Annotated in this window: 14 protein-coding genes and 2 pseudogenes; 9 read left to right on the top strand and 7 right to left on the bottom strand. The window is 66.0% G+C overall.

Features of this window, described 5'->3' with window-relative positions; all coding sequences use genetic code 11:
• Positions 1-612 precede the first annotated feature (612 nt).
• From EDD30_RS16060 to EDD30_RS16050, 4 genes and pseudogenes are all read right to left on the bottom strand, one after another.
• Positions 613-2370 (bottom strand): glycosyltransferase family 39 protein, encoded by a 1758-nt coding sequence (locus EDD30_RS16060; protein ID WP_071804176.1) that lies wholly within the window; start codon positions 2368-2370, stop codon positions 613-615.
• A gap of 257 nt (positions 2371-2627) precedes the next feature.
• Entirely contained in the window at positions 2628-2867 is a 240-nt protein-coding gene (locus tag EDD30_RS42030; protein WP_071804179.1) for a LamG-like jellyroll fold domain-containing protein, read from the bottom strand.
• Positions 2843-4075 (bottom strand): annotated as a pseudogene (locus tag EDD30_RS16055) (ricin-type beta-trefoil lectin domain protein); the annotation flags it as partial. The gene EDD30_RS42030 and the pseudogene EDD30_RS16055, both read right to left, overlap by 25 nt.
• A 52-nt stretch (positions 4076-4127) precedes the next feature.
• Entirely contained in the window at positions 4128-7733 is a 3606-nt protein-coding gene (locus EDD30_RS16050; RefSeq protein WP_143162604.1) for a LamG domain-containing protein, read from the bottom strand.
• A 254-nt stretch (positions 7734-7987) separates the two neighbouring features.
• Here EDD30_RS16050 and EDD30_RS16045 point away from each other — a divergent pair, with 254 nt between their 5' ends.
• Together EDD30_RS16045 and EDD30_RS38295 are read left to right on the top strand one after the other, a co-directional pair.
• Positions 7988-14884 (top strand): polymorphic toxin-type HINT domain-containing protein, encoded by a 6897-nt coding sequence (locus EDD30_RS16045; RefSeq protein WP_148088140.1) that lies wholly within the window; start codon positions 7988-7990, stop codon positions 14882-14884.
• On the top strand, positions 14881-15189 hold the full coding sequence (locus tag EDD30_RS38295) for a hypothetical protein (protein WP_143163067.1): 309 nt from the start codon (positions 14881-14883) through the stop codon (positions 15187-15189). Before EDD30_RS16045 ends, EDD30_RS38295 begins: the two co-directional genes overlap by 4 nt.
• Before the next feature lie 463 nt (positions 15190-15652).
• Here the strand turns inward: EDD30_RS38295 and EDD30_RS16040 are convergent, their stop codons facing one another.
• Positions 15653-16270: a GntR family transcriptional regulator gene (locus EDD30_RS16040; RefSeq protein WP_071810077.1), complete on the bottom strand. Its 618-nt coding sequence runs from the start codon at positions 16268-16270 to the stop codon at positions 15653-15655.
• Between the two features lie 147 nt (positions 16271-16417).
• Here EDD30_RS16040 and EDD30_RS16035 point away from each other — a divergent pair, with 147 nt between their 5' ends.
• The 5 genes and pseudogenes from EDD30_RS16035 (at position 16418) to EDD30_RS16015 (ending at position 21038) form a co-directional block, all read left to right on the top strand.
• On the top strand, positions 16418-16741 hold the full coding sequence (locus tag EDD30_RS16035; protein WP_071810076.1) for a hypothetical protein: 324 nt from the start codon (positions 16418-16420) through the stop codon (positions 16739-16741).
• A gap of 95 nt (positions 16742-16836) precedes the next feature.
• Positions 16837-18111 (top strand): annotated as a pseudogene (locus EDD30_RS16030) (FtsK/SpoIIIE domain-containing protein); the annotation flags it as partial.
• 143 nt (positions 18112-18254) lie between these two features.
• Positions 18255-19598, top strand: a complete 1344-nt coding sequence (locus EDD30_RS16025; RefSeq protein ID WP_123678312.1) for a replication initiator — start codon at positions 18255-18257, stop codon at positions 19596-19598.
• On the top strand, positions 19595-19783 hold the full coding sequence (locus EDD30_RS16020; RefSeq protein WP_071810075.1) for a helix-turn-helix domain-containing protein: 189 nt from the start codon (positions 19595-19597) through the stop codon (positions 19781-19783). Before EDD30_RS16025 ends, EDD30_RS16020 begins: the two co-directional genes overlap by 4 nt.
• Positions 19773-21038, top strand: coding sequence for a tyrosine-type recombinase/integrase (locus EDD30_RS16015; protein WP_071810074.1), 1266 nt, complete (start codon positions 19773-19775; stop codon positions 21036-21038). Before EDD30_RS16020 ends, EDD30_RS16015 begins: the two co-directional genes overlap by 11 nt.
• Before the next feature lie 30 nt (positions 21039-21068).
• On the opposite strand, the gene EDD30_RS16010 is transcribed toward EDD30_RS16015, so the two are convergent.
• Positions 21069-21926 (bottom strand): IS5 family transposase, encoded by an 858-nt coding sequence (locus EDD30_RS16010; protein ID WP_123678311.1) that lies wholly within the window; start codon positions 21924-21926, stop codon positions 21069-21071.
• A 349-nt stretch (positions 21927-22275) separates the two neighbouring features.
• Here EDD30_RS16010 and EDD30_RS16005 point away from each other — a divergent pair, with 349 nt between their 5' ends.
• On the top strand, positions 22276-23154 hold the full coding sequence (locus EDD30_RS16005; RefSeq protein ID WP_244945116.1) for an IS5 family transposase: 879 nt from the start codon (positions 22276-22278) through the stop codon (positions 23152-23154).
• A gap of 2356 nt (positions 23155-25510) precedes the next feature.
• Positions 25511-25687, top strand: a complete 177-nt coding sequence (locus EDD30_RS39125) for a hypothetical protein (protein ID WP_170047533.1) — start codon at positions 25511-25513, stop codon at positions 25685-25687.
• Here the strand turns inward: EDD30_RS39125 and EDD30_RS15990 are convergent.
• Positions 25667-26239, bottom strand: a complete 573-nt coding sequence (locus EDD30_RS15990) for a hypothetical protein (RefSeq protein WP_071808069.1) — start codon at positions 26237-26239, stop codon at positions 25667-25669. The two genes, EDD30_RS39125 and EDD30_RS15990, sit on opposite strands and share 21 nt — an antisense overlap.
• Between the last annotated feature and the right edge of the window lie 506 nt (positions 26240-26745).

Here is a 26745-nt window from a genome sequence, read left to right as displayed (position 1 = left end):
ATGCTGCGCTGAAGGCGCTCCGTGCCGGGTCTGCCCCTCACGGTGCAGGCTTTCATCCTCGGTAGCAGTGGGCGTGGGCCGCATCGCGTCGTCGGAGCGGGCCAGCTGCGATGCTGATCTCGCCTCTCACCCGACAAGGACGGCGCCGAACTGATCAGTGCCCACCTGACCGGCGAGGCGCCGCCGTCATGGAGCGTGCAGGGCAGGGAGCTGCTGGTACACCTGCCCGGACCACCCGATCTCCATGAGATCCCCAGCCATGCAGCCGCGGTACTGCCGCTGGCAGTCCTGCTGGATGGCGGTGCTGGACCGGGTTCTCCCCGCAGACGCGGGTAGTTCTCGCCATCCGAGTAAAAGGGCACCTGGGGAGGCCGGCCTAGAATTGCAGCGGCAGTCTGCGCGCGAAACGTATCGATGATCGGCTCCTTGCGCCGGGCATGGTGGACGTCGGTGTGAGCGGCCCAGCTCCGCCAACCAGTCGCGTCTTCATGCCCGGTTCGCTCATCGCTTTGCTCGTGCCGCACGGGACCGAGCTACCAGGTGGCGAGTTGGCCGAGACCGGTCCCTCTTGCCGTCGAGTGTGACGCCTTGCGTGAGCACGCCGATCATGGGCTATCGGCGATAGATGAGGATGGCGTGGCCGACGGTGTCGATGTGTGTGCTGCTGTCGAGTAGCTCTTGCAGCCGGCGCGGGCCGGTGGGGATGTCAGTTCCGGCGGGGATGCAGGTCTGGAGGCGCAGGCAGGTGGTGGAGACCACGATGAGTCCGTGTACCTGGTCTGCTGGGACGGTGAGGGGATGCCGGGCGTTGATGCCGTAGTAGGTCGGCTCGCCGCGGCCCTTGTAGACCAGCCAGACCGGTTCGCCGGGGTACTTGTCGGCGAGTCGGTCGGCGAGTCGGGCGAGGTCCTGGCCCCAGTCGACGTTCGAGTCGGTGAGCTGCGTGTGGGTCTGGCTGGTGCCGCCGAACGCCTCGTTGGAGTAGGGCAGGTAGTAGGGGAAGGTTCGTAGCGAACTGACTGCCACGAACAGGATCAGCAGCAGCGTGACGACGTTCGTCCATCGCCTTTGGACGGCGAGCACGCAGCCGGCGGCGACGGCGAGGACGACGGGTACGACGATGGCGTACCGGACGCCGAAGTCCCGGGCGCCGGTCATCGCGACGAGCAGGAGCACGGCGGTGGGGGCCAGAATGTACGACGCCGCAGCACGCAGCCGGCGGAAGGCGAGCATCGCCGTGCCGCCGGCGAGCCAGAGGGCCATCATGCCGAGTGGTTCTTTGATCAGTAATGCGGTGGGCAGGTAGTACCACTTGGATCCGGTGTAATGCTCGCCGAGCAGGTATCCGGGAAAGGTCGCGTCTTCGAAGCCGAACTGTAGGCGCATGCCGTCGCGGAATGGCTGCGGCAGAGGCAGCCAGTCGATGATGTGGCCGGTGAGGCCGTCGACGACCGGCAGCTTGGGTGGGGCGCTCCAGCGCAGGTTCGGGTCGACGAGAAGGTAGGTGGCCCAGGTCGTCGCGATGGCGATGGCGATGACCCCGGCCGCCGCGCCGATGCCGGCCATCAGCTTCCGCGCTCGTGGTCGGGAGCCGGCATGCCAGACCGACAGCAGGGTCAGCAGTGCCGCCAGTGGTAGTGCCGGCAGGGCGCTCATCTTGGTGGCGGGGGCGGCGCCGAGTGCGAGCCCGGCGAGCGGCAGATACCGCAACGGGCGGGCTCTGGCCCGCCACAGCAGCCACAGCGTGGTGAGCAGGAACCCGGCCATGGGCAGGTCCAAGGTGGCCAGTGACCCGTGCGCGATGATGTCCGGCGAGAACGCGTAGAGGGCCAGTGCCACCAGACCGGCCGGCGGCCCGGCGAGATCGCGGGCGAAGGCGAAGGCGACCAGCCCGAACAGCAGGGTCAGGATGACCAAAGGTAGCCGGGCGAGGAAGAGCAACTGCTGGGCGTCGTTGCCTTGCCGGTACAGGACGCTGTCACCGAGATGCCACTGCGAGCCTTTGAAGTCTGCCGGTGGCATGCGAGCGTCGGCGAACACCAGACCCATCGCCATGATCAGTTTGGCCAGCGGTGGGTGCTCGTAGTTGTACCTCAGGCTGCGTTGCTGCAGGTAGACGACGCTGGTGCCGACATAGACGGGTTCGTCGACGATGGGGGATTGCTGGCGGGCGGCAGTCACCATGGCGACCGCCATCTGGCCGAGCAAGACGGCGATGACCAGCGCGTAGACCCACCATCGGATGGGGCGGTCCTTCAGCGGTGCGGGGGATGCGCCGGGCGCCGATCGCGGGTGGGGAATCCGGGCATGCACGGTGGGCAACGCCACGGTGGTTTCACCGATCTGGCGATCCACGGGTCCGTGCGTCATGAGTCGCTCAAGTCCAATTCGTCTTGACAGGGCCACCCGCCGTCCAGCGGCCCAAATCATAGCCACGTGGGTCTATCCCGACGAAAGGCTGGCCGCAACGGTCCGGTGGGTGACGCGCCGCTGGCTGAAGATCGCCGGCTTGGCCATATTCAGTGCTGCGGAGGCGGCCTCGTGTCGCTCCACGGCCCGGCCGGTTCAGCGATAGCGGTCACCCGGGACAAGGCACGCAATCCCTGCCCCGGGCGGTCAGCTTTCGGTCAGGACCGGAAGAGCGTCATGACCTGCTCCGGTGTCAGCACTCCTTGGTAGAGGCGTACGTCGCCGATCGCTCCCTGCCAGAAGTCGGTGTTCGCGTTGTTCCAGCGGATTCTGCCCAGAGCGACTGGTCCGCCGGCGTGCCACAGCTTCGGCACGGCCGTGCTGCTCTTGAGCTCGCCGTCGACGTACAGTACGCCTTGCCAGCGGTGGCGTCGTAGACGCCGACCAGATGCGTCCATCGCTCCAGCGTGACCGTTCCGGCGCCGGAGCCGACGCGGGTGTGCTCACCACCTCCGCTGTTGGTACTGACCGTGAACTCCCACTGCTCCGGATCAGGTGCGGCGCGCAGCATGAACGCGCTGCGCTGGGAACCCTCCTGCGACACCGCGGCCGGGAAGCCAGCGGTCTTCGAGGCTTTGACCCAGGCTGAGACGCTGTAGGAGCGGTCGGTCTGCAGAGCCGTGAAGGCGGTGTTGGCCTCCCCGGTCGTCCCGTTGAATGACACGGCGCTTCCCGAGCGTCCGGTGGTCCACGCGGTGCCGCCCTTCAACGTGGCAGTCCGGGCGTTGCCGGTGCTGTCCCTGAGCGTGGTCCCTGCGTTCTCGTCGGCCGACCACGCTGACACGAGATGCGCTGCGGTGTTCACCACGACAGTGCCCTCCACGCCGCTGGCCGGGATCGCCCACTGCTGGTTCGATCGTCCGTGGCAGGTGCCGGTGAAGAGGCGGAACTCCGTCAGGTGCTCGTCCAGGCACATGCCGATGTTGGGCGCGAACAGTGTGCCGTCCGAGCGCTGCACCCACTGTTGCGTCGCACCGCCGTTGCAGGTCTGAGTCTGTGCCCAGCGAATGGTCCCGGTACGGATCGGACCGTTGGTGTCCAGACACAGCCCGAAGACGCGCAGCGTCCCGTCTCCCGGCAGGGTGATCTGCTGGGCACCGTGGGCCTTGCAGGCGATGCTCTGCACTGCCGCGCCGGGAGCGGCGGTCGCGTTCACCACATCCAGGCACTTGCCCTCACGCCCGATGACTGCACCGAACCGGGCCCGGGGATCGGGCATCGCCCACTGCTGATTCGATCTTCCGTGGCACGTGCCGGAGTAGAGCGGGTCGGTGTCGTTCAGCGGGTCGTCGATGCACGTACCCTGTCCGGGATTGAACAGCGTGCCATCGGTCCGCGGCACGAACTGCTGTGCCGCCGTGTTGTTGCAGACGGCGAGTTGCAGGAAACGGGTGGTGGAGGTGCGCTGGGCGCCGAGAACATCCACACAGAGACCGAAGATCCGCAGCGTGCCGTCGCCTGGCAGGGTGAACTTCTGTGCCGGGTCGGCCTTGCAGGTGATCGCTTTGAGCTGGGTCCCGGCGACCTTGCCGGCATTGATCACATCGAAGCACAGGCCGTTGCCGGTGATGGAGCCATACCGGGTAGCGGCCCGATCGACGCGCACCCGGATGTTGCGGAACTTGACGTCGCCGCCTTCCGGGTTGCCCTGGATGCCGTCAGGACTCGGCAACCGCTTGGTCGTCGTGCAGATTCCGGACCTGTGCGCTGGTCAATGCGCCTTGGTAGACGGAGACGTCGTCGATGCCGCCGAGCCATTGGTCGGTGTAGCCACCCGAGCCGGCATTGTCGGTGTAGTAGCTGTTGCCGACCAGCAGGGGGCCGTTCGCGTGCCAGGAACCGGTGACGTTGGCGGTCTTCTTCAGCGCTCCGTTGATGTAGAGGCGTTGCTGTTTGGCGCCAGAGTCGTAGACGAAGGTCAGGTGGGTCCAGTCCGGGGTGTCGTCGATGGTCAGCAGGTCCGGTGCGATGACGTGGGTGTACGTCTCGCTGGCCGTCGTGTCCGCCGATGTCGTCATCGCTTCGAAGCGCAGGCCGGTGACACCGTCGACCGTCGACTTGCGGGCGCCCAGATAGAACGCCGACTGGTTGGTGCCCTTCTGCGCGACCGCCGTCATCACGCTCGTGGCGTTGTCGATCTGTACCCAGGCGGAAACGGAGAACGACTGGTCCGTGCGCAGCACCGGGCTGTCTGCCCATACCTGCTGCCCGCCCGGCGCGGTCGCAACCTGCGAATGTCCGTAAGCCCGGACCTTAGCCCCGTGATTCGGGGAGTCGGGGTCCTCGGCGTAATGGGTGGAGTTAAAGAGGCCGCCATAGCCGCGGTGGCCGGCGGTATCCACGGCGGTGCCGTAGGTCAACCGCAGGCGTCTGTTCCACGCCGCAGCGTCCGGCGCCTCGCAACTGTCGGGCTCGGCGGGTTCGTTCGGGCAACTGGTCGCGGTATCGAAGTTCCAGCGGCCGACTTCGGTGGGTTGCAGGATGCCGGGCTCGTTGATGCCGCTGGAGTCTTCGTCGGTGGCGAGTTGGCCGGTGAAGTCGTGGGGGACCAGGGCGCGGTCGTAGATGTGGACATCGGCCAGATTGCCGCGCAGGTGGTCGGACAGTTGGGTGGTGGTGACGCGGCGGGCGCCGAGGCGTAGCGGGCCGGTGGCGTTCCAGGCGGGGGGTGCGTCGGTTTCGGCTTTGAGGGTGCCGTCGACCCAGGCCTGCAGTTTGTTGGTGGGGGCGTCGTAGGCGCCGGCGACGTGGGTCCACCGGCCGGCGACAGCGGTGTTCACGGCGCAGGCCGCGGCGGCGAAGTCGGCGTTGTCGACGTCGGCAGGGCGGGCGCCGAAGCACCAGGACAGGTCCTTGGTGCCGTCACCGTTGCGGTCGTCGGTGCGAAACACCAGCTGGAAGCGGGCGGAGTGGGTGCCTTCCTGCGAGATCAGGGTTTGGTGGCTGCTGGTCTGCTCGAGGCGCGCCCAGGTGGCGACGGCGAAACTCTTGGTGGTGTCCACCACCGGGATTTGGGTGCTCAGGCTGCCGGCGCCGGTGAAGGTGGCAGCGGGGGCGTCGACCAGTCGTGCGTTGTCGTTCCAGGTCACCCCAGTGCCGGTCAAGGGGGTGTTTCCTGCCAGGGTGGGCTGGCCGTCGGCCAACGCCGCCGTCTGCGTCACCTTCGGGTTGGTTTCCAGGCTCCACCGGGCCACCGGCGGTGAGGGGCGGGCGACGGTGAACTCGTGGGAGGCGTACCCGGTGTTCTTGGTGGCGTCGATCGCTTGGGCGTAGAGGGTGTTGACGCCGTATTTGGGTGCGGTGACCGTGACCGTGGCGGACTTACCGGCCACGCCGGGCTCGGTGACCGGGGTCGCGGTGGAGGTGACCGCTTCGGTCCAGCCGTAGCGCAGCGAGCTCACGTCGGTCGCCGTGGAGGTGATCTTGTAGCGGCCTGGTTTGCCCGGCCCGGCGGGGCGTTCGAGTTCGGTGACGGTCACCGGTGGCACCTTGGTGTCGACTACGAACGTGCACGGCGGGGAGTAGCTGTAGAGCCCGTACGGTGCGGGGTCGGTGGCTTTCACCCGCACCCGGTAACGGCGCCCGTCCGCGGCGCCGGTGACAGGTGCAGTGCTGGTGCGGGTGCCCGCGGCGGTGCTGGTCGGCGGCGGTGGTGTCTTGTCGAACCAGGAGCCGTCGGGGCGCTGCTCGATCCACTCCCAAGTGCCCTTGATCGGCTGCCCTTTGTCGGCGTCCGGGAAGACCGCCGAGAAGGACGGGTTGGTCACCCCGACGCGGATGTCCGACGAGGCGTTGCACGCCACGCCGCTGACCTGCATGGAGTGCGGTGGTCCGGGCCGGGCGTCGATGTCGGCGATCAGCTTGGCCTCACCCGGGTACCAGCGCTTCCACCGGTCCTGTGCCGATTCGTACTCGCCGGCGGGGTTACGCGCGGAGAATCCGACGGTGACCGCCGAGGTGCCCTTCGCCGCGATCTGGCGGAGCATCGTCGTCACGTCCGAGCCGGTGAAGTTGATCGGCATGTCCTGCTGCGGCGAGTCATGGCACCCGCCGGCCTCGTTGGCGTGCGATTCCGCGACCGCGACGCGTTTGATCAGCGACGTCGACCACTTGGTCCGCGGCGTTGCCGACAGTGCCCCGGCGTGGTACATGTGCGTGGCCGTCGGCGTGCACGACCACGAGTGGTCCAGCTTCATCTTCACGTACGCCGACTCGATGTGCTTGTCCTTCAAGGTCGTGGTCGGGAACTCGAAGAACGACCGGTACAGGATCCCGCCCGACGGGTTGCGGCCGACGTTCGCCCGCGACACGTCGGTGTTGCTGCTGTTGTTGTTCGTCGCGTACGCCCACCGCGCCTTGCTCTTGCTCCACGGCGGGTCGATGAACACCGGATAGGTCGACGACGGTGACAACAATGCGGGATCCGGCTTGAGGACGAGGTCGCCCGCGGGCGTGATCTCGGTGGTCACCGGCGCCACTCGGGCGGTGTCGCCCGGCCCTGCGGGCGTCGACGGCGTCTGCTCGCCACCTCCACCGGCAACCTCTGACTTGTTCGCAGCCCGGGTGCCAGCCGCCTTGGGCAGGCTTTGCTTACGGGAGTCCCACATCGCGGGGCCGTCGGCGCGCGCAACGAGGGTGTCACCGGCGACGGCGGTCAGACCGCCATCCGGCGAGCGCACGACCTGCGCGTCGCCACCGAGGTCGAAGCGCACCTCCCGCACCGCCGGATTCGCCGCCGCAGCAGCGGACTTGACCGTTAGCACATGCGTGAACCCCAACGGCGTCGCCCGCACGACCAGATCAACCCCCGGCAACACCTCGCCATATGTGGCAGAGTCGCCATCGAGCTTCGGTTCCGGCAGGTCTCCGCCGCTCCAGCCGATCGTGAAGGTCTTTCCCTCCTTGACCATGGTGGCCAGCGGGCCCGCGCCACCGTCGGAGAACCGGACATCCGCCACCGAAGACCGGGGCCGGACGCTGCCACCGTCGCTGGTCAGCGTGAGATCGGCGTCCTGCCACGACCCGTCCGCCCGGCGTACCCGCTTCGGCTCCACCGTCGACTCGAAGGTCAGGCGGCCGTCCGGTTCGGCGAACAATTGCGAGTACTCGGTGCGTTCACCGGCAACCTCCACCCGATCTCCGGTCGCCGCCGCACGACGCAACGCAGAACCCTCGTCGAGGGCCTCAGTGCCGGGCTCGGCCTGCGGCACAGTGCGCAGCGCCGCGCCGGACGCTTCGGCAGGCACCAGCACTGCCGCTGCCATGAGCACCGCCGCGGTGCCTCGGAGCCAGACCGATTCCCCACGCAGCATGGCTGAAGCCACAGTCAGACCCCCGTAGTCGTGGCGGCAAAGCGCGCATCACTGTAGGCGGTGATCACGATGAATGTAAACGAGAATCGTGTTCGAGTTACGGTTCCCACATCGCGCGGCGATATGGGCGATATGGGCGGCTCTATCGGTGCGGATAGGCCGCTACTTTCCGGAAGGCCACTGGACAGAGCCTTAGAAGAAGCTTAATGTCTGCCCGCCGCACTGGTACTTACGGGGAGACGTCGGTGGCGAAGATTCGTGCTGTCCACATGCGAGTTTCCGGAGCCTGGGCTCGGGCGATCAGCTTGAATCGCGTCAAGGCGACGATCACGGTCGGTGCGGTGGGCGTACTCGTGGGCTCGACCCTGTCCGTCGCTCCGGCCGCGCAGGCGGAGCCGGTGCATCCGGCTCGTCTGGCCTCGCAGGCAGACATCAGAGCGGCGGGCTCCGAGGTGCGTGGCATCGCCTGGAAGCCGAAGGAGCTTCCCGAAGTCCAGCTACCGGCGCCAGTTTGGCCGGCCGCGGGCACATCCGTGGCTGCGGCCCCGGCCCGTAAGGCCGGCCGGGTCGCCGCCCAGGCCACGACCGAGAAGCCCACCGCGGTGGTGGTCGATCGGGCGGCGGTGCCGGAACGGTGGCGTGCGGGTGTGGTCGCCCGGCTTTCCGGACCGGCCTCGGTGTCCATGAACTACTCGGCCTACCAGTACGCCTATGGCGGTGGCTGGTCGTCACGGCTGCGCCTGTGGTCGCTGCCGGAGTGTGCGTTGACGACCCCGGACCGGGCGGGGTGTGCCGCCACGCCGCTGCCGTCGCGCAACGACCCGGCCGCGAAGACGGTCACCGCGGAGGTGACCGGCGTGGGGAGCGGCGCTGCGGCGAATCGGCTTGCGGCCCGCCGGGCGCCGGCCGCCGTTCTCGTCGCGCTGGCCGCGGCGCCGGCGGGTGATTCCGGGGACTTCGGTGCGACGTCGTTGTCGGCGTCGTCGACCTGGTCCGCGGGTGGTTCGTCGGGCGACTTCAGCTGGTCGTATCCGATGCGGATGCCAGCCGGAATGGGCGGTCCGCAGCCGGAGGTAGGCATCTCCTACTCCTCGTCCAGCGTTGATGGGCGTTCGTCGGCGACCAACAACCAGCCGTCGTGGATCGGTGAGGGTTTCGAGTACTCGCCGGGCTTCATCGAGCGCCGCTACGTGCCGTGTTCCGAGGACAAGGCCGGTGAGGACAACAATCCCGAACACACCGGCGACCTGTGCTGGCGCTCGCAGAACGCCACCATGTCGCTGGGCGGCAGCAGCACGGAGCTGATCTTTGAAGCCGGCAACGGCTGGCACTCCCGTGCCGAGGACGGCTCGCGGATCGAAAGGCTGACCGGCACCACCAACGGTGACGACGACGGCGAGCACTGGAAGGTCACCTCGACCGACGGCACCCAGTATTTCTTCGGACGCAACAAGCTTCCCGGCGAGACGTCGGACACGAACTCGGCGTGGACGGTTCCCGTCTACAGCAACCACGACGGCGAGCCGAAGCACGCCGCCAAGTTCCACGACTCCCGCGTGACGCAGGCATGGCGTTGGAACCTCGACTACGCCATCGACACCCGCGGCAACACGATCTCCTTCTGGTACGACAAGGAGACCAACCAGTACGCCGCCGAGGCCAAGGAATCGGAGAACGTCTCCTATGTCCGTGGCGGGGCCCTGCGCCGGATCGACTACGGCACCTGGGACCGGGGCACCTCGGACCGTTCCGTCAGCCCGCTCGTTCAGGTCGCCTTCGACACCGCCGACCGATGCCTGTCCGACTGCACGAAGCACGACGGCTCGCACTGGCCGGATACCCCGTGGGACCAGGAGTGCAAGGCGAGCGCGACCGAGTGCGACGACATGGCCCCCACGTTCTGGACGACCAAGCGCCTTGCCAAGGTGACGACGCGCATCTGGGACACCACGAAGGCCACCCCGGATTGGCAGAACGTCGACTCGTACACCTTCGAGCACTCCTTCCCGTCGCCGGGCGACGGGGAAAAGGGAGGTCTCTGGCTGAAGACGATCGTGCACGCCGGTCACGTCGGCGGCACTGTGACGCTGCCGCCGGTGACGCTCGAGCCCGTGGCGATGCGCAACCGCGTCCTGACCAAGACGAACACGACGAACAACTGGCAGCGGCTGAGCAACATCTACAGCGAAACCGGGTCGCGGATCCAGGTGTCCTACTCGTTGCCTGACTGCACGTCCGGTGACCTGCCGTCCTCGCCGCACACCAACACCCGGCGCTGTTATCCGGTGATCGGGCCGGATCCGCTCAACCCCGGCGGGCCGGACATCACCGAGTGGTGGCACAAGTACGTCGTCACCCAGGTCTCTCAAACGGACACCCAGCTGGCGGACGGCCATCAGGCGCCGACAGTCAACACCTATTACACGTACGGCGGAACGCCCGCCTGGCACTTCGCCGACGACGACGGGCTCACCAAACCCAAACGCAAGACCTGGGACCAGTTCCGCGGCTACGCCACCGTGACCACGCAGGTCGGTGATGCGAACAAGTCGCTGACGAAGACGACGTACCTACGCGGTATGCACGGCGACAAGGCCGCGCCGAGCGGAGGCACGCGCACGGTCACGGTGCCCGCGACGCTGGGCTCTGAGACCGTGTACGACGAGGACCAGTACGCCGGCATGGTCCGCGAACAGGTCACCTACAACGGCACCGAGGACAAGCCGGTCAGCAAGACGGTCAACGTCCCGAGACGCTCAGATCCGACCGCGTCGCGGACCATCAACGGCGACACCGTCACCGCCCGCTACGCCGGTGTCAAGACGATCTACTCGGGTACGGCGCTGGGCGTCGACGGTGCTCGGGGCTGGAGCACGACCAGCACCACCATGACGGTCGACGACTATGGGATGCCGGTCTCGGTGCAGGAGAACGGCGACATCGCCAAGTCCGGCGACGAGACATGTGCGACCACGTCGTACAACCGCAATGTCGGCAAGAATCTGCTTGCCACGGTGAAGCGGCTGACGGTGAAGGCACTGCCGTGCGCTACCGCCCCGACCAAGGCCGAGCACATGCTCGCCGACGGAGTGAGCTTCTACGACGGGGCTACCAGCTCCGACACGACGCCGGTGCACGGTGCGCTGACCCGCACCGACACCTTGCAGGACTGGACCCCCTCCGGTGGCACCGTATGGCAGACAGCCAGCCGGGCCACCTTCGACGACTTCGGCCGTCAGCTGACCTCGACGGACGTGCGGGGTAACACCGTCACCACGGTCCTCAGCCCGGCGAAGAGCCTCACCACCGGTCGCACCCAGACCAACCAGAAGGGCTGGAAGACCACTACGAAGGTCAACCCCGCCTGGGCGAAGGCGGAGAAAGTCACCGACCCCAACGGGTACGTGACCGAGGTCGCCTACGACGCCCTGGGCCGCACCTCCCAGGTGTGGGACGTCGGGTGGTCTCGCCAGGCACACCAGACGCAGCCGTCGTCGAAGTACACCTACTTCTACAGCGGCTCACGTTCGGCGTACCCGTACGTGAAGACCGAGACCCTGAACGCGGCCGGCGGCACCAACGTCTCGTACGCGATCTTCGACGGCCTCCTGCGGCCCCGGCAGACGCAGACCAAGGCGGTCGGCGGCGGCCGGATCGTCTCCGACACCCTCTACGACGGGCACGGCCGCGCCGAGATGGCGTTCGGCGCACACGCCGGTCAGGGCGAACCGTCGGGCACTCTGTGGTGGCAGCCGGAATGGGCGGTGCCCACCCAAACCGTGACGCACTACGACCGGGCAAGCCGCCCGACCGCGGTGGCGTTCCGCTCGGGCGACGGCGTGACCAACATCGTCGAGAAGTGGCGCACCACGACCTCGTACGAAGGTGACCGCACGACGGTCGTCCCGCCCAAGGGCGGCACCCCCACCACGACGGTCGTCGATACCCAGGGTCGGACCGTCGAGGCCCGGCAGTACCACACGCCGGTGGGTCTCTCCGGTGCCTTCCTGGCGACGACGTACGGCTACAACGCCAAGGACCAGCTCACGTCGGTCAAGGACTCCGCCGGCAACGAATGGGCCATGAAGTACGACGTCAAGGGCCGCGTGATCGAGAGGACGGACCCGGACAGCGGCAAGACGACCTCTACCTACACCGCGTACGACGAGCTCGAGTCGACGACCGACGCGCGCGGCAAGACACTCCGGTACACCTACGACTGGATGGGTCGCAAGACTGGCGTTTACGACTCCACGGTGGCGGACGCGAACAAGCGCGCCGAGTGGAAGTACGACTACCTCTTCACCGAGGATGCGGTCCGAGGCCAACTGACCCAGGCGATCCGGTACGACAACGGCAACCAGTACAAGTGGCAGGCCCGCGGCTTCACCCCCCGATACGCCGTCGCGGGCGAGCACTACGTGATCCCCGCCGCCGAGACGGGCCTCGCCGGCACGTACGTGTTCGGCTACCAGTACTCGCCCTACAATGGCGCACCGACCGGCATGACCTATCCGGACGCCGCCGACCTCACCCCCGAAGCGCTCACCATCCGGTACGACGCGGTTTCGGGCCTGCCCACCAGCCTGGACACCAACCTGCCGAACATGGGCTCCTACGTGGCCGCCCAGCGGTACACCGCGTTCGGCGAGCCGACCGTCACCACCCTGAAGATCGCCGGCGGCGTCTACGCCGAGGAAGCGGTCTCCTACGAGCGCGACACCCGCCGCCTGCAAGAGATCAAGGTCCAGACCGAGACCGCGGGGCGCACGGTCTCCCAACGCGCCTACGCCTGGGAGCACAACGGCAACCTGCTCTCCATCGCCGACACCCCGCAGGTGGGCGACGCCGACACCCAGTGCTACGGCTACGACCCCCTGCAGCGCCTCACCTCCGCCTGGACCCCGAGGGCCGGCGTGGCCTGCTCCACAGCACCGTCCGTGGCGAACATGGGCGGCCCGGCCCCGTTCTGGTTCGACTGGACGATCGACAACCTCGGCAACCGCACCAAGCAGGTCAGCCACACCGCCGCGGGCGACAAGACCACCACGTACACGGTCCCGGCACCTGGCCCTGGCGTGGTCCGCCCGCACGCGGTCACGGCCACCTCGACCCTGGAACCGGGCCAGACGACACCGAAGACGACCACGTACGGCTACGACGCCGCCGGTAACACGACCTCCCGCCCGGGCCAGACGCTGACCTGGGACAGCGAAGGCCGGCAGGCGACGATCGTGGAGAACGACAAGACCACCACCACGAACATCTACGGCCCCGAGGGCGGCCGCCTGGTCCACCGCGACTCCACGGGCACGACGGTGTACCTGCCCGGCATGGAACTGCGCCGGGCGCCCTCCGCCACGGCGGCCACGGCCATCCGGTACTACTCCTTCGGCGGCAAGACGGTCGCCGCGCGTACCGGAGCAGCCCAGTCCCTGACCTGGCTCTTCAACGACCACCACGGCACGCAGACGGTGTCGGTCAACGCGTACACCCAGAAGGTCACCAAGCGCCGCCAGCAGCCATACGGAGACAACCGCGGCGCGGCGGTGCAGTGGCCGACGCTCAAGGGCTTCGTCGGCGGTGACATCGACGCCAGCGGCCTGCTCAACATCGGCGCCCGGGTGTACGACCCGAGCCTGGGCCGCTTCCTGTCCGTGGACCCGGTCCAGGACCTGATGGACCCGCAGCAGTGGAACGGCTACTCCTACAGCAACAACAACCCCAGCACGCTCTCGGACCCGTCAGGATTGAGACCGGACTGCGGCAACGGCGGCGGCCGCAGCTCCTGCAACAACGCAGTCCCGGTCGCGCCGAAGGCCAAGTCAGGCCCGATAAACGGATGGGTCGACAACAACACCAAGAACCGCAACAGAGGCAACCGGAACCCTGTCCCGGTCGAATACGCCAACGACGGGAAGAGCGCCATCATCGGTGGTGCGACCGTCACACGCGACCAGGTCGAGAACCTCCCCAAGTACGCCGACCAGATCAACAACGCCTACCATATGTTCCGCGCCAGCTACGGCAGTGGATGGGACGCGCTCAGCAACGACGTCAAGCTCCTTCGCATGATGGACCGGGCGTGCATGCAAGAAAGCGGTCTGTGCACGACGGTCTACGCCCAGGCTATCCACGACGCCGTGGGTGCCCAGGCCGCCAAGGCGAGCGGCCAGGATCCCGAGTCCGCTGCAATGGCAAGAATGGCGGTCAGCGAAGAGAGCGGCGCCAGCGCGGCGTTGGTCGGCAAAGTGATGGCCTCGACCCGCCTCTCCATCGAAGCCTTCGACGTCTTGGACGACCTGGCCCGGGGCACAGCCAAGGCCTGCGTTAACAGCTTCTCGGCGAAGACCCGCGTCCTCATGGCCGACGGGACGACAAAGCCGATCGTCGACATCGAGGTTGGCGACAAGGTCCTCGCTACGGACCCGAAGACGGATCGTACGGAGGCTCGCGAGGTCACCGCGACCCACGTGAACGACGACAAAGAGTTCACGGACCTCACTGTTCGCACCGCGGATGGCGAACCTGCGCTGATCCAGACGACTCAGGAACACCCCTTCTGGGACGAGTCCACCGACGATTGGGTCGATGCCGGCGATCTGACCACCGCGGCTAGATTGCGTGCCTCCGACGGCTCTGTCCGGCCGGTCACGGGAGTGCGGTCCTACGACGGCGTGCGAACGATGTACAACCTCACCGTCGCCGACATCAACACGTACTATGTGCTCGCAGGCAACACGCCGGTACTTGTACATAACTGCGGCGGTGAAATCCCATGGAGCAGCGGGCGCGTCAGTTCTGGGGCGCGTTCCCTGGACCAAGGCGCAACAAAGATTACAGTTGGTTCTCGTGCGGAAGCCGAAGAACTGTTCCTGGGGAAGTATCAGGGGCAAGGTTATCGAAATGCGTCCGGCTTCGATGGCGTCGGCACGAAGCAGTATTTTGGCGAGAAGCGCGGAACCTATCACTGGGATGACCAAGTCGGTGCAGATGGTCGCGTCCTGGGGCATGGCGCTGGGAACGTGGACGGCGCGTTGCCGCACCTCCAAGTCCATACCTTCGACGGTCCCATCGTCCGAATTTTCTGGGGTGGCAAGTGAAAACTCAGGCCAAGAACCGCCTGGTCATGAGCAAGTCCTCTATCGCTGCGCGACGCGAATCAGGGCAAGCTGACCACTATTCCTGGGTATGGGTCGTTCCTCGCCAGGATGGCCGCTTCCGGGTCGTCGCTATCGAGGTTCCTAAACACCTCGTTGATAACGACGAATGCTTCTTCGAAGACGACATGACAAAGCCGTACGAACGGGTCGTGGATAACATCGAGGAAATTGATGGTGCGGTCTGTGAAGCCGGAGTCGATCCTGAGGCGCTAGACGCTCCCTGGCATAGTGACTTTCCTTTGTAGGTTTCTGCCTGTGAATCATTCCGGGAAGGCGCACATACAGCTTGGACTGCTCCCGTAGGAAGCTACACCGCCATTACGCTCCGCAGGCCAGTGCTTTCGTGGTGCAATGCCGGGCGTGGGTGGTCGACTGGGTTGCGGTCAGGGTTGATGTCAGACGTTCGCATTAGATGTAGATATCTCAATGAGACGCCGGCCATCATGCCGGCCGCCTCTCGGTGTGGTCATTGGTGGCGTGCCGCGCAGCGGTGCGGCGTCGATCGCCGGAAGCGGGTTAGTGCCTTGGCCACAGTCAGCGATCGTCGCGGCCTGGTGCTCATCGAGACGCGGGTGCCGATGCTGGTTGGTTCGGGAGTGGGGCCGGGTCGTGCGCGGGCCGAAGGCGTAGCGCGCGGTCCCGGCCGGGCCGGCTTGATACTTGTATAGATAGTTTGAGCCAGTGTGGCCGTCCGTTCGTTCTGCGGGACTACCTCTGGGTGCTGGGTGGGTCGTCTCGCTTCGCTCGGGACGCTGCGTCGTCCGCGACAGTGTCAGGGTTCGGTGTAGCCGCTTGGGTAAGGTTCGCGCGGTAGCGGCCGAGCGGGCTGTCGGGATCAACGTCCTGGTCGCCTTCGACGATGGCTTGCAGGAGGGTGAGTTCTGCGTGGATCTGGGCTAGCTCGTCCTGGAGTCGTTGACTCTTGGCTTTGTCGCGCAGCGGCAGGGATTCGAGCCATTCCGACGCCTTCGTCGCCATTTCATCGCGCTTAAGAAGGTATGTGGCGGTGGCGGGATCAAGACCCTCGTCGATGCTTTGCGCTGCCTTGTTGGGGCGGCGCTTGCCATCGATGTTGGTCCTGACCCGTTCTGCGGCTTCGGGGTGGACGAAAGTCCCCTTGCCGACGATGCCGTAGGTGAGGCCCATGGCTTGCAGCTCGCGGAGTGCCCGTTGCGCGGTCATGGAGGCGACATCGTAGATCTCGGCCATCTTTCGCGCGGTCGGAAGCTTGTCCTCGGCGGTGAGCTTGCCCGTGCGGATTTGGTCAACGATGTCGTCGACGACCCGCACGAAGAGTGCCCGCTTGTCGTCCGCTGGGTAGGTCACCCTCGGATGCTATCCGTCACGTGAAGGCTGAGCTACCTGAGCATCTCAGGTTTCTAGCTCAGGATCTTGTGAGCAAGGATTGTCACGTGTAACTTGTGCTTCCCGAGGTTCACGCCACAAGGGCGGAGCCTGGAACGAGGAGTACTTGTGCTAGTCCTACCGATTGATGTGAGTCGTCCGTTGCTGGTGCTGGCCCCGCCAGTGCCGCAGTTCAAGGACAAGGAGAAGCAGGTTCCGGCGACCGACCGGGATACCGGTGCCGCACTGGCCGAGGTGCCGTTGTCGCTGATCATGGACGGCGGCCAGCCGCAGGTGCTGCGGGTTTCAATCCCGCAGCCGTCTGTGCCGCAGGGGTTGACGACGGGTCAACTGGTCAAAGCGACCGGCCTCACCCTGATCGCGGGGGAGAAGAACGGCCGAGCCTGGCAAATGTTCCGGGCTGCGGCACTCACCACCGTGAAGGTCGGGTGAGCGAGATGTCCCCGGAAGCGGCAGAGCGAATCGCGGACCTCGTGGTTCAGCTCCCACAATTCGTGACCAAACTCGGGTGGGTGGCGCTCGTCCTGATGGCAGTCGTGGTGCTGGCCAAGTTCGGGATACCGGCCATTCGCTACGTCCGGGCGGATCGTGACGGGCGGCGGGTGCTGCGTAAGGCGTGGAAGATCAAGGCAACGTGGCGGCGGACCGCCCGCCGGGTGGGACTGACCCAGAGCGAGCGGGTGGGGCCGCCGTGGTGGAAGACCACTGCGCAGACTCAGCCGGTCTATCGTCAGTTGGCGCCGGTGATCCGGGTCAGGGCCGAGCCGTGGGGCGTGCGGGTCGACGCCTCCACGGTCGGGAAGCTCGGGCTGGCCGAGTTCCAGAACGCGGCCGACTACCTGGCCGCAGCCTGGCGGGTTCGCCAGGTCCGCGTGGAACAAGTGCTACCTGGATTGCTGCGGTTACGGGCACTGCTGCGCGACCCGCTGACCGAGCCGACCCGTTGGACCGACTGCCCAACGCTCGACACCCAGGGAGATCCGCTGCAATGGCGGGCCGGGATCGACGCCGACGGCCAGCCGGTGACGATCCGCACCTCCGAAGTGTCCGGCGTTGTCGTGGCGGGGCTGGCCGGCTATGGGAAGACGAGCTTCCTGAACGCCCGGTTCTGCCAGCTCGCCCCGAGTCCGGCCGTGCAGTTCGTACTGATCGACGGCAAAGGCGGCCCCGACTACGACGAGCTATTCCGGCGAGCCTGGCTCTGCGCCAAGGACGACTCCCAACGGGTCCGAGACGTGCTTCGCGACGTCCACGCGCTGATGATCGCCCGACAGCAGAACATCCGAGCCGTGCTCGGCGTCAAGAACGCCTGGCACGTCGGACCCTCGGAGTCCTGGCCGCTGGTCATCGTGGTGATCGATGAAGCTCACACCTTCTTCCACGAGACCAAACGCAACGACACCGAGTCCAAGCAGCTCGACGCCCTGGCGCGAGAATCGGCCCGGCTGGTGGAGGAACTGGTCCGCAAGGGCCGCAACGTCGCGATCCAGGTCGTGCTGGCCACCCAGAAAGCCACCGGCGACGCCGTCCCCACGAAGATCCGGGACAACTGCCAGGTCGCGGTGTCGTTCGCGCAGCGCACTTCGGAAGCAGCGACCGCTGTGCTGGGCGCGGACATCTCCGGCTCGCCGGACGCACACCCGCGACGGTTGCAGGACTCCGCCTACATCGGGGTCGCCTCGATGGTCGCGGCCGGCCGACCCGGCTTCACCTTGGTCCGCACGCCCTATGTGCCGGACGAAACCGCCGACGCGATCGCCGATCGAACCGCTCACCTGGTGCGTGACCCGATGCGGCTCCTACTCGACGAGTCCACGGGAGCGACACCGTGACCGCGAAGAAGATGCCCCGGGAAGCAGCGACGACCTATTCCGCCAAGAACACTCCGTCGCGCTTCCAGGGGCCTGTTCCCCTCCACCCTGTAGGCGAAGGAAACACCGCCATCATGACACCCCTCACCCCGAACACCGACCCGAGTGCGTTGCTGCGAGTCACCGATCATGTCCAGCTTCGCCACCGGGGCGGGCAATGCAGCCGGCCCCTTCGCCTGGCCGGCACTCATCTCCTGGTCGAGTCCGGCACCGGCCGCATCGTCGAACACGTCACCGCCTCCGAGCTACCCGGCCGGACGCTCGCGCTGCGATGCCGCAACCGGCGCGCTTCTATTTGCCCAGCCTGTTCGGCGCTGTACAAGCTCGACGCCTACCACCTTTTCGCCGCCGGGCTGCGCGGCGGAAAAGACACACCCGAGCAGGTGGGAGCACACCCGCGCCTGTTCATCACCTTGACTGCGCCCTCATTCGGCAAGGTGCACCTCGGCCCCAACCGCCGAGGCATCCCGCGCCGCTGCCACCCCGGCACCTGCGGAGCCGGGCACCCAACCGGTGATCCAGTCATCGGCACACCGCTCGACTTGACCAGCTACGACTACGCCGGTCAGGTCCTGTTCAACGCGCACGCCGGACGGCTGTGGGCCGAATTCACCACCGCAACGCGCCGCAGCCTCGCCGCGCTGGCCCGCCTAACGCGCAAGGAAGCTGGCAGTCAGGTCCGGCTGGTCTTTGCCAAGGTCGCCGAGTTCCAGGCGCGAGGCGTCGTGCACTTCCATGCCATCGTCCGCCTCGACGGGCCAGACGGCCCCCACACCCCGCCGCCCGCCTGGGCAACTATTGAACTGCTCGGCAAGGCAATCCGTGCAGCCGTCCGCAAGGTCCGCGTGGGCACCCCGGCAACTCGGGTTTGCGAGGCTCGGGCGCTGGCCTGGGGACGCCGGATCGACATCCAACGCATCACGACTAGAACAGCGGACCTGTCCGAGCAGACCGTCGCGCGCTATGTCGCCAAGTACGCCACCAAGGCCGCGGAGACTGCTGGCGTGACCATCGCCCCGCTGTGCTGCCGCGCTTGCGACGGCCACGGGTCCATTCCACCTCAGCGGGAGACCGGGCCGGCGGCGCTGTGCCTGGGCTGCAACGGCACCGGCCGACGAGCAGGCATCCACCTGGACCGGGTAGGCGAACACCCCCGGACTCTGGTGGAGACGACTTGGCGGCTGGGCGCCCAACCGGCGCTTGCCTCCATGAATCTCCGCCGGTGGGCTCACCAGGCCGGATACCGAGGACACTTCTTGTCCAAGTCCCGCACGTACTCGACCAGCTTCACCGCACTGCGGGCCGAACGCCGCGCGTTTGCCGAAGCCCAGACCAGGCAACGGCTCGGCCTCGACCCGGCCACCTCGCTGTTCGTGGTCAAGGACTGGCATTACGCCGGGCGGGAGGGACGTGCATGAGCCCGGACCTGCTGACGGTCAAGGACGTGATGGCTCGGCTACAACTCGGCAAGCACAGCGTCTACGACCTCATCCGGTCGCACCGGCTCGCGTCGGTACAGATCGGACGCTGCCGTCGGATTCCCGCCGCCGCGCTCAGTGGCTACCTCGACTCGCTGGTGAAGGAGGCTCGTCATGGCCGGTAAGAAAGCCAACGGAGAAGGCACTATTTACCAGCGCCTCGACGGCCGATGGTGCGGCGCCGGGTACCTGCACGCCGCCGACGGCACCCGCAAGCGCGTCTACGTCTACGGCGATACCCGCAAGGAAGCCTCCGACAAGCTGATCGAGAAGCTGGCCGACTCGGTGCGCGGCACCGCCGCCGTCGCCAAGGATCCCGCCGTCACAGTCGGCGATTACCTGACCACCTGGCTGCACACCGTGGCCAAGAGGCGGGTCCGAGCCACCACCTTCGAGACGTATGCCGGTTTGGTCAACGACTTCCTGATCCCCGGTCTCGGACACCGCCGACTGGGCGCCCTCACCGTCTCCCAGGTCCGGGCGTTCCTCAACGAGATTGCCGTCGCCTGCCGGTGTTGTGCGAAGGAGCGCGACGTACGGCGCAAGGGTGGTCCCGTCTGCTGTGCGGTCGGTGACTGCTGCCGCAAAACCGTAGCGGTCGGTACCCTGCGCTACGTTCGCGCAGTGCTCTCCTCGGCGCTCGCCGACGGAGTACGCGAAGACCTGATCGGCCGCAACGTCGCGTCACCCGTGCGGCTGCCGACCCCGAAGAGCGACTTTCAACCCTTCACCCTCGGCGAATCCCGAAAATACCTCCTCGTCGCCGCCTACCACCGGCAGGCAGCCTTGTTCGAGCTGGCGCTCCGTACCGGTCTTCGTAAGGGCGAACTCCTCGGACTGCGGTGGAGCGACATCGACATGAAGCAAGGGCACCTCTACGTTCGACGAACGTTTGCCCGAACCCGAGGCGGAGCAACGTTCCAGCCGGTCAAGACCGAACGCTCAGCCAGACGGATCGTCATCCCCCGGGACAGCCTGACCACCCTCAAACGGCATCAACAACGCCAGCAGATCGACCGACGGGAGGCGGGCACCACCTGGCAAGACAACGACCTGGTCTTCACCACACCCACCGGCGGACCCCTGGATCCTGCGACCGTCTATCGGAGCCACCGCGACATCTGCGACTTAGCGGACGTGCGACACATCCGGTTTCACGACCTACGCCACACCTGCGCAACGCTGCTCCTGGAACAGGGCGTCGACCTGGTGACCATCAAGGACCTACTCGGCCACGCGCAGATCCACACCACCGCCGACATCTACTCCCACGTTCGGCTTCGACTCCAGCGCCACGCCATCGAATCCATCGGTGACGCCCTCCAAGCACCGGATGATCAGGAGCATCCGGAAGAACCGTCCCCGAACGAACAACTCTAAGAGGACGTCTGATTAACGTATTTTGTGGTGTTATGTAATTTGAGGGTCTCGCCAGGTTGGGGTGGTTTCGCCGGTGATTCGGCGAGCGAGGTTGTCGATCATGGCAAGGGTGATCATGGCTTCGGAGTTGCTGGGCCGGGTTTCGTAGTCGCGCACCAGGCGGCGGTGGTGCATGAGCCAGCCAATGGTGCGCTCGACGACCCAGCGTCGTTTGACCACGTTGAAGCCTTTGACCTGCGGTTCTTTGTTGACGATCTCGACGTCGATGTCGAGACTGGCGCCGTGTTCGACGGTTTTGACTTTGAAGCCGGCATCGACCCAGGTCTTGGTCAGGGCGGAGTGGGTGGCGGTGGCCTGGTCGAGCAGATCGTTGCCGATCACGTTGTCGCTGACGCTGGCGGCGGTGACGATCACGGCGAGCAGCAGGCCGAGGGTGTCGGTGATGATGCCGCGTTTACGGCCGGCGATCTTTTTGCCGGCGTCGATGCCCTGGGTCTTGAGCGGCACGTTGGTGGAGGTCTTGACGCTCTGGGTGTCCATGATCGATGCGGTGGGTTCGGCGGATCGGCCGTGGTGGTCACGGACGAGTCCGGTGAGGTTGTAGTTGAGGGCGGTGAAGATCCCTTCCTTACTCCATAGGGCGAAGTAGCCGTAGACCGTCGCGTGTGGAGGGAAGTCGTGCGGGAGGTAACGCCAGGCAATGCCGGTGCGGTTGACGTAGAGGATGGCGTTGAAAATCTCCCGCAGGTCGTGGCTGGGGGTGCGGCCTTTGATGCCGATCGCGGTGCGGGCGTCGGTGCGGGCCTGACGCCACGCGGTCAGCCGGGGCGCGATCAAGGCCCAGCGGGCGTCGGACAGGTCGGACGGGTATGCGCGACGTTCGGTCATAGCAGTGGATTACGGTGGTGGAGTCGTGCGGTGAGGACACCATGTCCGCCGATTCCGAGGTGGAAGTCAATGAAACATGATCGAGGGACGAAAAGCCGCGGACCCTCACAGATCTGAAGCACCTGATACTGCGTTATTCGGTTAGATCGGCCAGGCGGGTACTGCCATCGCCTGCTGTTAACCGTTCTTTAGCACCATCAATGCCAACAAAACGTCCAGTAAGTGCCCGTCTGGAAACTTGGGTCTGTCGATGGGTAGGCGGTGCGGCGCGTCTGAATGACATGGGTAGGGCCTTGAGGTAGAAGCGCAGGTAACCACACCAAACACGCTCGATCCCTCAAGGCCCTGTATGACTTTCTACCTGGTCGGTGGCGCCGGCGCATCCACCGCCTCTGTCGTGTCCGCCGATCACCTGCCAAGCAACCGTGCCCGTCTTTATCCGTCGGACACCAGCGACGCGGAATGGCAGGTCATCGCCCCGCTGATCCCGGCTGGACAGCCGAGCCGTCGCGGCGGGCGCCGGCCGGTGCATTCACGCCGCGACATCGTCGACGCGATCCGCTACCTCGCCCACAACGGCTGCGTCTGGCGGGCCTTACCCGCCGATTTCCCGCCCTGGCAGACCGTCTACGACTACCACGCCCGCTGGAGCACCGACGGCACCGTCAACCGCCTGCACAACACCCTGCGCGACCAGGTCCGCACCGCAGCCGGCCGCGAACCCGAGCCGAGCGCAGCCATCATCGACTCACAGTCGGTGCGCGCGGCCGAGACCGTCGCCCGGGCCAGCCGCGGCTACGACGCCGGCAAGAGGGTCAACGGCCGTAAACGCCACATCGCCGTGGACACCATCGGGCTGCTGCTCGTCGTCGCGGTCAGCGCCGCCTCGGTGCAGGACCGCCAAGCCGGCCGCGTCCTGCTCTGGGCCGTACACACCGTCTGCCGAAAGGTGACGATGACCTGGGCCGACAGTGGCTACAGCGGCACGCTGGTCGACTTCGCCGCCGCACTCGGCGTCACCGTCACGATCGTCGCGAAATTCGCCGGACAGTTCGGCTTCCACGTTCTACCCCGGCGCTGGGTGGTGGAACGGACTCTGTCCTGGATCAGCCGATGCCGACGCACCGTACGTGACTACGAACGCCTACCCGAACATCACGCCGCGATCGTGCAATGGTCAATGATCATCATCATGAGCCGCCGCCTGGCACGCCATCACCGACCCTGAAACGGTTTCCAGACGGGCACTAAGAATTTCTCATGCGCCCCGCCGGTCGGCTTCCGCCACGGCGGGGCGCATCGCGTTACGCCCACAATCGTCAGGGGTCCGAAGCCGGCTCACTTGTTGTCCGTCTCATGACACGTTCACGTTCCTGTAAGAAGCCGAGCGACGTCCGACCCTCTACCCACCACCAGTGAGTGAGCCGCAGCCACGCGCCGCCTCCCGCGATCCGCCGCCCGTTCACCGTTCGAGCTGATTGGGCCGAAGCAAATCGCAGGTGACGGGGAACAACGGCGACGCTGTTTCGCCACGGTGCCTCACGGACAGAGCACACCCAACCTTCCTAGCGCAGACGCCGCGTCGCACGCATGTGGGCCTTCGGACGAAGGGGTTAACGGCCGCTCGGTCCGGGCACCCTGGCGTCACCAATCGCAGCCCAGCCCGTCTACCAGAACACGACTGCCATCGATGCAAGCTCGTGCTTTGCGTAAACGTTCCACCCAGGTTGCGGTCAGCGTTGCGGTCAAGATCCTTAACTGTCGATGCGCTGGGAATTGGGACCGCAAGAAACACCTGGTCTCTGGCATGATCGCATCCATGCGCTTGCCTCGACCGCCGTAGCACCTCCACACGTACTATGTGCTCGCCGGCACAACACCGGTCCTGGTGCACAACTGCGGCGAAACGATTAAGGCAGGGGACCTTGAAGGTAGGTATACTCCCGGCCAGTCGACTCGCGACCCCGCTTCACAGTGGTATCACGAAATGCTCGACAATGACGATCTTCTGGGCGGAATTAACAAAGCTGAACATGGTGACGGGATCCTAGTGTCGCGAGACGGGCGCATTCTTGGCGGACATCACCGGGTGGATGAGGTGGTCAACCGTGTGAAAGATGGCCGCCTCGACCCCAACGCGCCGATTACAATTCAACGTCACCCATGCTCGTGTGACTAAACCGGAGTAGAGCTATCTGGCCCCGTCCGTGGAATCCTCTTCCGGAGGGCATCGTCGAAGCTTGTGAACGAGAGGATTCGTAAGTCTGATGTCCATAGTTAGACAACAAGACCCGGATTTTCGTGTATGCCAAGTCAGCTTTGAGTCATTGCTGGAAATCCAACGGGACGCGGAGGACAGCGGCTTCGCCACCAGGTGGACGTCGCTCGAAGCCCTTCGTGCCCAGGTGGAGGAAGGAAGTGTTCTGGTGTCGCCTCTGATGCGGGAGGCGAGAGGCGGTCAGATACGTGCTTACCGATGCGCTGTCCTTTTCTCTGTGGCGAGCGGGGATGGTCGCGGTGGAGTTGCGACTATCGACATTTCTCCGGTGAGGTTTGGATCGTTGGCGCGTATAGATAGAGATCCGGATGTGAGAGAGGCTCTAGCAAACGTCTTCGCGCTCGCTCTAGGCGGAATTTCTACCGTGTCCAAAAATTAGATTCGCAAGCGCAAGCCTCTGCCCGGAGATAGCTTGCGTGAAGCCGGAGTCGATCCGGAGGCGCTAGACTCCCCCTGGCTTATGGCTTCCTTTATAGATTTCGGCATGTGAATCAGTTCGGGGGGGGGCGTGAATATAGCTCGGACTCTTCCAGTCGGAAACTGCGGCGCCGTTACGCTCCGCAAGAAAGCGTTTCCGCGGCGCATTGCCGGGCGTGGGTGGTCGACTGGGTTGCGGTCAGGGTTGATGTCATACGCTCGCATTAGATGTACATATCTCAATGGAATGTCGGCCATGCTGCCGGCCGCCTTGCGGTGTGTGGTCATCTGGTGGCGTACCGCGTAGCGGTGCGGCGTCGATCGCCGGAACCGGCTACGGCGCTCAGCTGCTCAGCGATCGTCGTGGCCTTGTGCCGGTCCGTGGTGAGTCGGGTCCGCGCGGGCGAAAGGGTCGGCCTTGCGAGGATCGGCTGGCAATGATGACCGTCGACGTGTGAGGGCGGCTCGCCGGGAGCGTTCCGCCAAGGTTGCGGTCAGCGTTGCGGTCAACATCTCTGCCTGTCGATACGTGACGCGCCGAAGCCATACGAAACACCTGGTCTTTGGCATGATCCATCCATGCGCACGCACCAGCCTCCGTAGTGCCTCCACGCATACTATGTGCTCGCAGGCAATACGCCGGTCCTGATGCGCAACACAGGGCCGGGCGGTTGTATCCCCGGCTATGAGAACCCTGGACACCATGATCCACATGGTGGACCGAACCCGTACAATCCCAAGAAGGGTGTCTTGCCGGCCGACGCGGAGGCGCAGTTCCAGAATAGTGAGCGTTTTCCAACTGACTTCGCCCAGCTGAACGGCGGTCCTGGGGTGGGTTGCGGGACGAGGTGAGGCTCCCGGTAAGCCACCGGGCGGCAGCGCGTTGGGTGTGCGGGCCGAGGGCTTCGAACATGTCGAGCAGGTCCCGCTGAGACTGCGCTACCCCCAGCAAGTTGCCGCCGAGCTGCCGCAGCCGAGGACTTGGCGGGCGTCCACCCCACTCGTGCTTCTCGTGCTCGGCGAGGATCTGCTCGTCGGCGGGGCGCTACTGCTCGGCTTCAACTGAGGCTTGAGCGCCGCGTTCCTCGGCAGTGGGTAGTGGCAGGTCCTGCGCCGACTGATGCCAGTACGCCGCGATCGCGCTGGTCTGACGCACGACCTCGTCGGGAGCCGGTGCGGCGGGCCATAGGGCTAGCAGGTACCGGTCGATCGTGGGCTCGCCCATCAAGGTGTCCTGCTCGTGGGCGGCATCCATGCCGGTCCCGCAGAACCGCGCCCGCAGGCTGCCCGCCGCGGGCAGGGTCAGGTCGAAGCCGTCCTGAAATGAGGAGAGCCCCAGGTCGCACTGCTCGGCGGTGAAGGACACCTCCACCACGTCTTCCCAGACTGGGTCGAGTTTCGGGGCGGTGTCGTGCCACTGCACCGTCAACGGCACCCGGCCGGTGTGCAGCCCGGTCACCAGCGACAACACGCCCGGCACGGCCGCGCCGCAGAGCCCGTTGCGTTGACCCGCCCGGGTCTCCATCAGATCTGGCAGGTCCTCTTCCGAGGCGGACACCCAGATGAACCCGTAATGGACCGGCACCTCATCGTCGAACAGCACTCTCACCTGCGACATCATCTCTCCTCGCGGGTTCGCAAGTGTTGCTCTTCGACCACTCGACCGCTCGCGGTGGGCCAGCGGATCCACGGGACGCACACGACCTTGCCGAGGATCCGAAAGATATGTTGCACCTGCAGCTCGTGCACCCGGTTCGGCCACGGCCGCGACAGCAGCTTTGATCAAGCTTCGGTCCTACCATCGTTCAAAACCTAGTCGGCGTCGCCGGCTCTGTGATGTTGCACGTGGCGTTCAACGAGTACGTCGTAGTTGACTATGGCAATTGAGCTGTGTTCGTGGCTGGCAGGTGCACAGTCGCCTCATTCGCCGGACCGCCGGTCGCTCCGTGGTCGCTCGGATGTTCCGTACCCCCACCGGACGTAGCCGGACCCAGCCGGACGAGCAGCGGAAACACGGCTTCTGTAGCCGTCGCAGCGCCCGGACCAGGGCGGACCCCACCGGACCCCACCGGAAGCCACATCCGATATGCCGCTTACGCGGTCGTCCCGCTACAGAGGTTGAAA

It is taken from the genome of Couchioplanes caeruleus (assembly GCF_003751945.1).
In the GTDB taxonomy this organism is placed as follows: domain Bacteria; phylum Actinomycetota; class Actinomycetes; order Mycobacteriales; family Micromonosporaceae; genus Actinoplanes; species Actinoplanes caeruleus.
This window is presented reverse-complemented; position numbering and strand designations above follow the sequence as displayed.

Bases quoted from the DNA above. Each gene is read 5' to 3' on its own strand.
- EDD30_RS16060 (WP_071804176.1), bottom strand. From the start codon at position 2,370: ATGACGCACGGACCCGTGGATCGCCAGATCGGTGAAACCACCGTGGCG.
- EDD30_RS42030 (WP_071804179.1), bottom strand. From the start codon at position 2,867: ATGGACGCATCTGGTCGGCGTCTACGACGCCACCGCTGGCAAGGCGTA.
- EDD30_RS16050 (WP_143162604.1), bottom strand. From the start codon at position 7,733: ATGGCAGCGGCAGTGCTGGTGCCTGCCGAAGCGTCCGGCGCGGCGCTG.
- EDD30_RS16045 (WP_148088140.1), top strand. From the start codon at position 7,988: ATGTCTGCCCGCCGCACTGGTACTTACGGGGAGACGTCGGTGGCGAAG.
- EDD30_RS16025 (WP_123678312.1), top strand. From the start codon at position 18,255: ATGACACCCCTCACCCCGAACACCGACCCGAGTGCGTTGCTGCGAGTC.
- EDD30_RS16020 (WP_071810075.1), top strand. From the start codon at position 19,595: ATGAGCCCGGACCTGCTGACGGTCAAGGACGTGATGGCTCGGCTACAA.
- EDD30_RS16015 (WP_071810074.1), top strand. From the start codon at position 19,773: ATGGCCGGTAAGAAAGCCAACGGAGAAGGCACTATTTACCAGCGCCTC.
- EDD30_RS16010 (WP_123678311.1), bottom strand. From the start codon at position 21,926: ATGACCGAACGTCGCGCATACCCGTCCGACCTGTCCGACGCCCGCTGG.
- EDD30_RS16005 (WP_244945116.1), top strand. From the start codon at position 22,276: ATGACTTTCTACCTGGTCGGTGGCGCCGGCGCATCCACCGCCTCTGTC.
- EDD30_RS15990 (WP_071808069.1), bottom strand. From the start codon at position 26,239: ATGTCGCAGGTGAGAGTGCTGTTCGACGATGAGGTGCCGGTCCATTAC.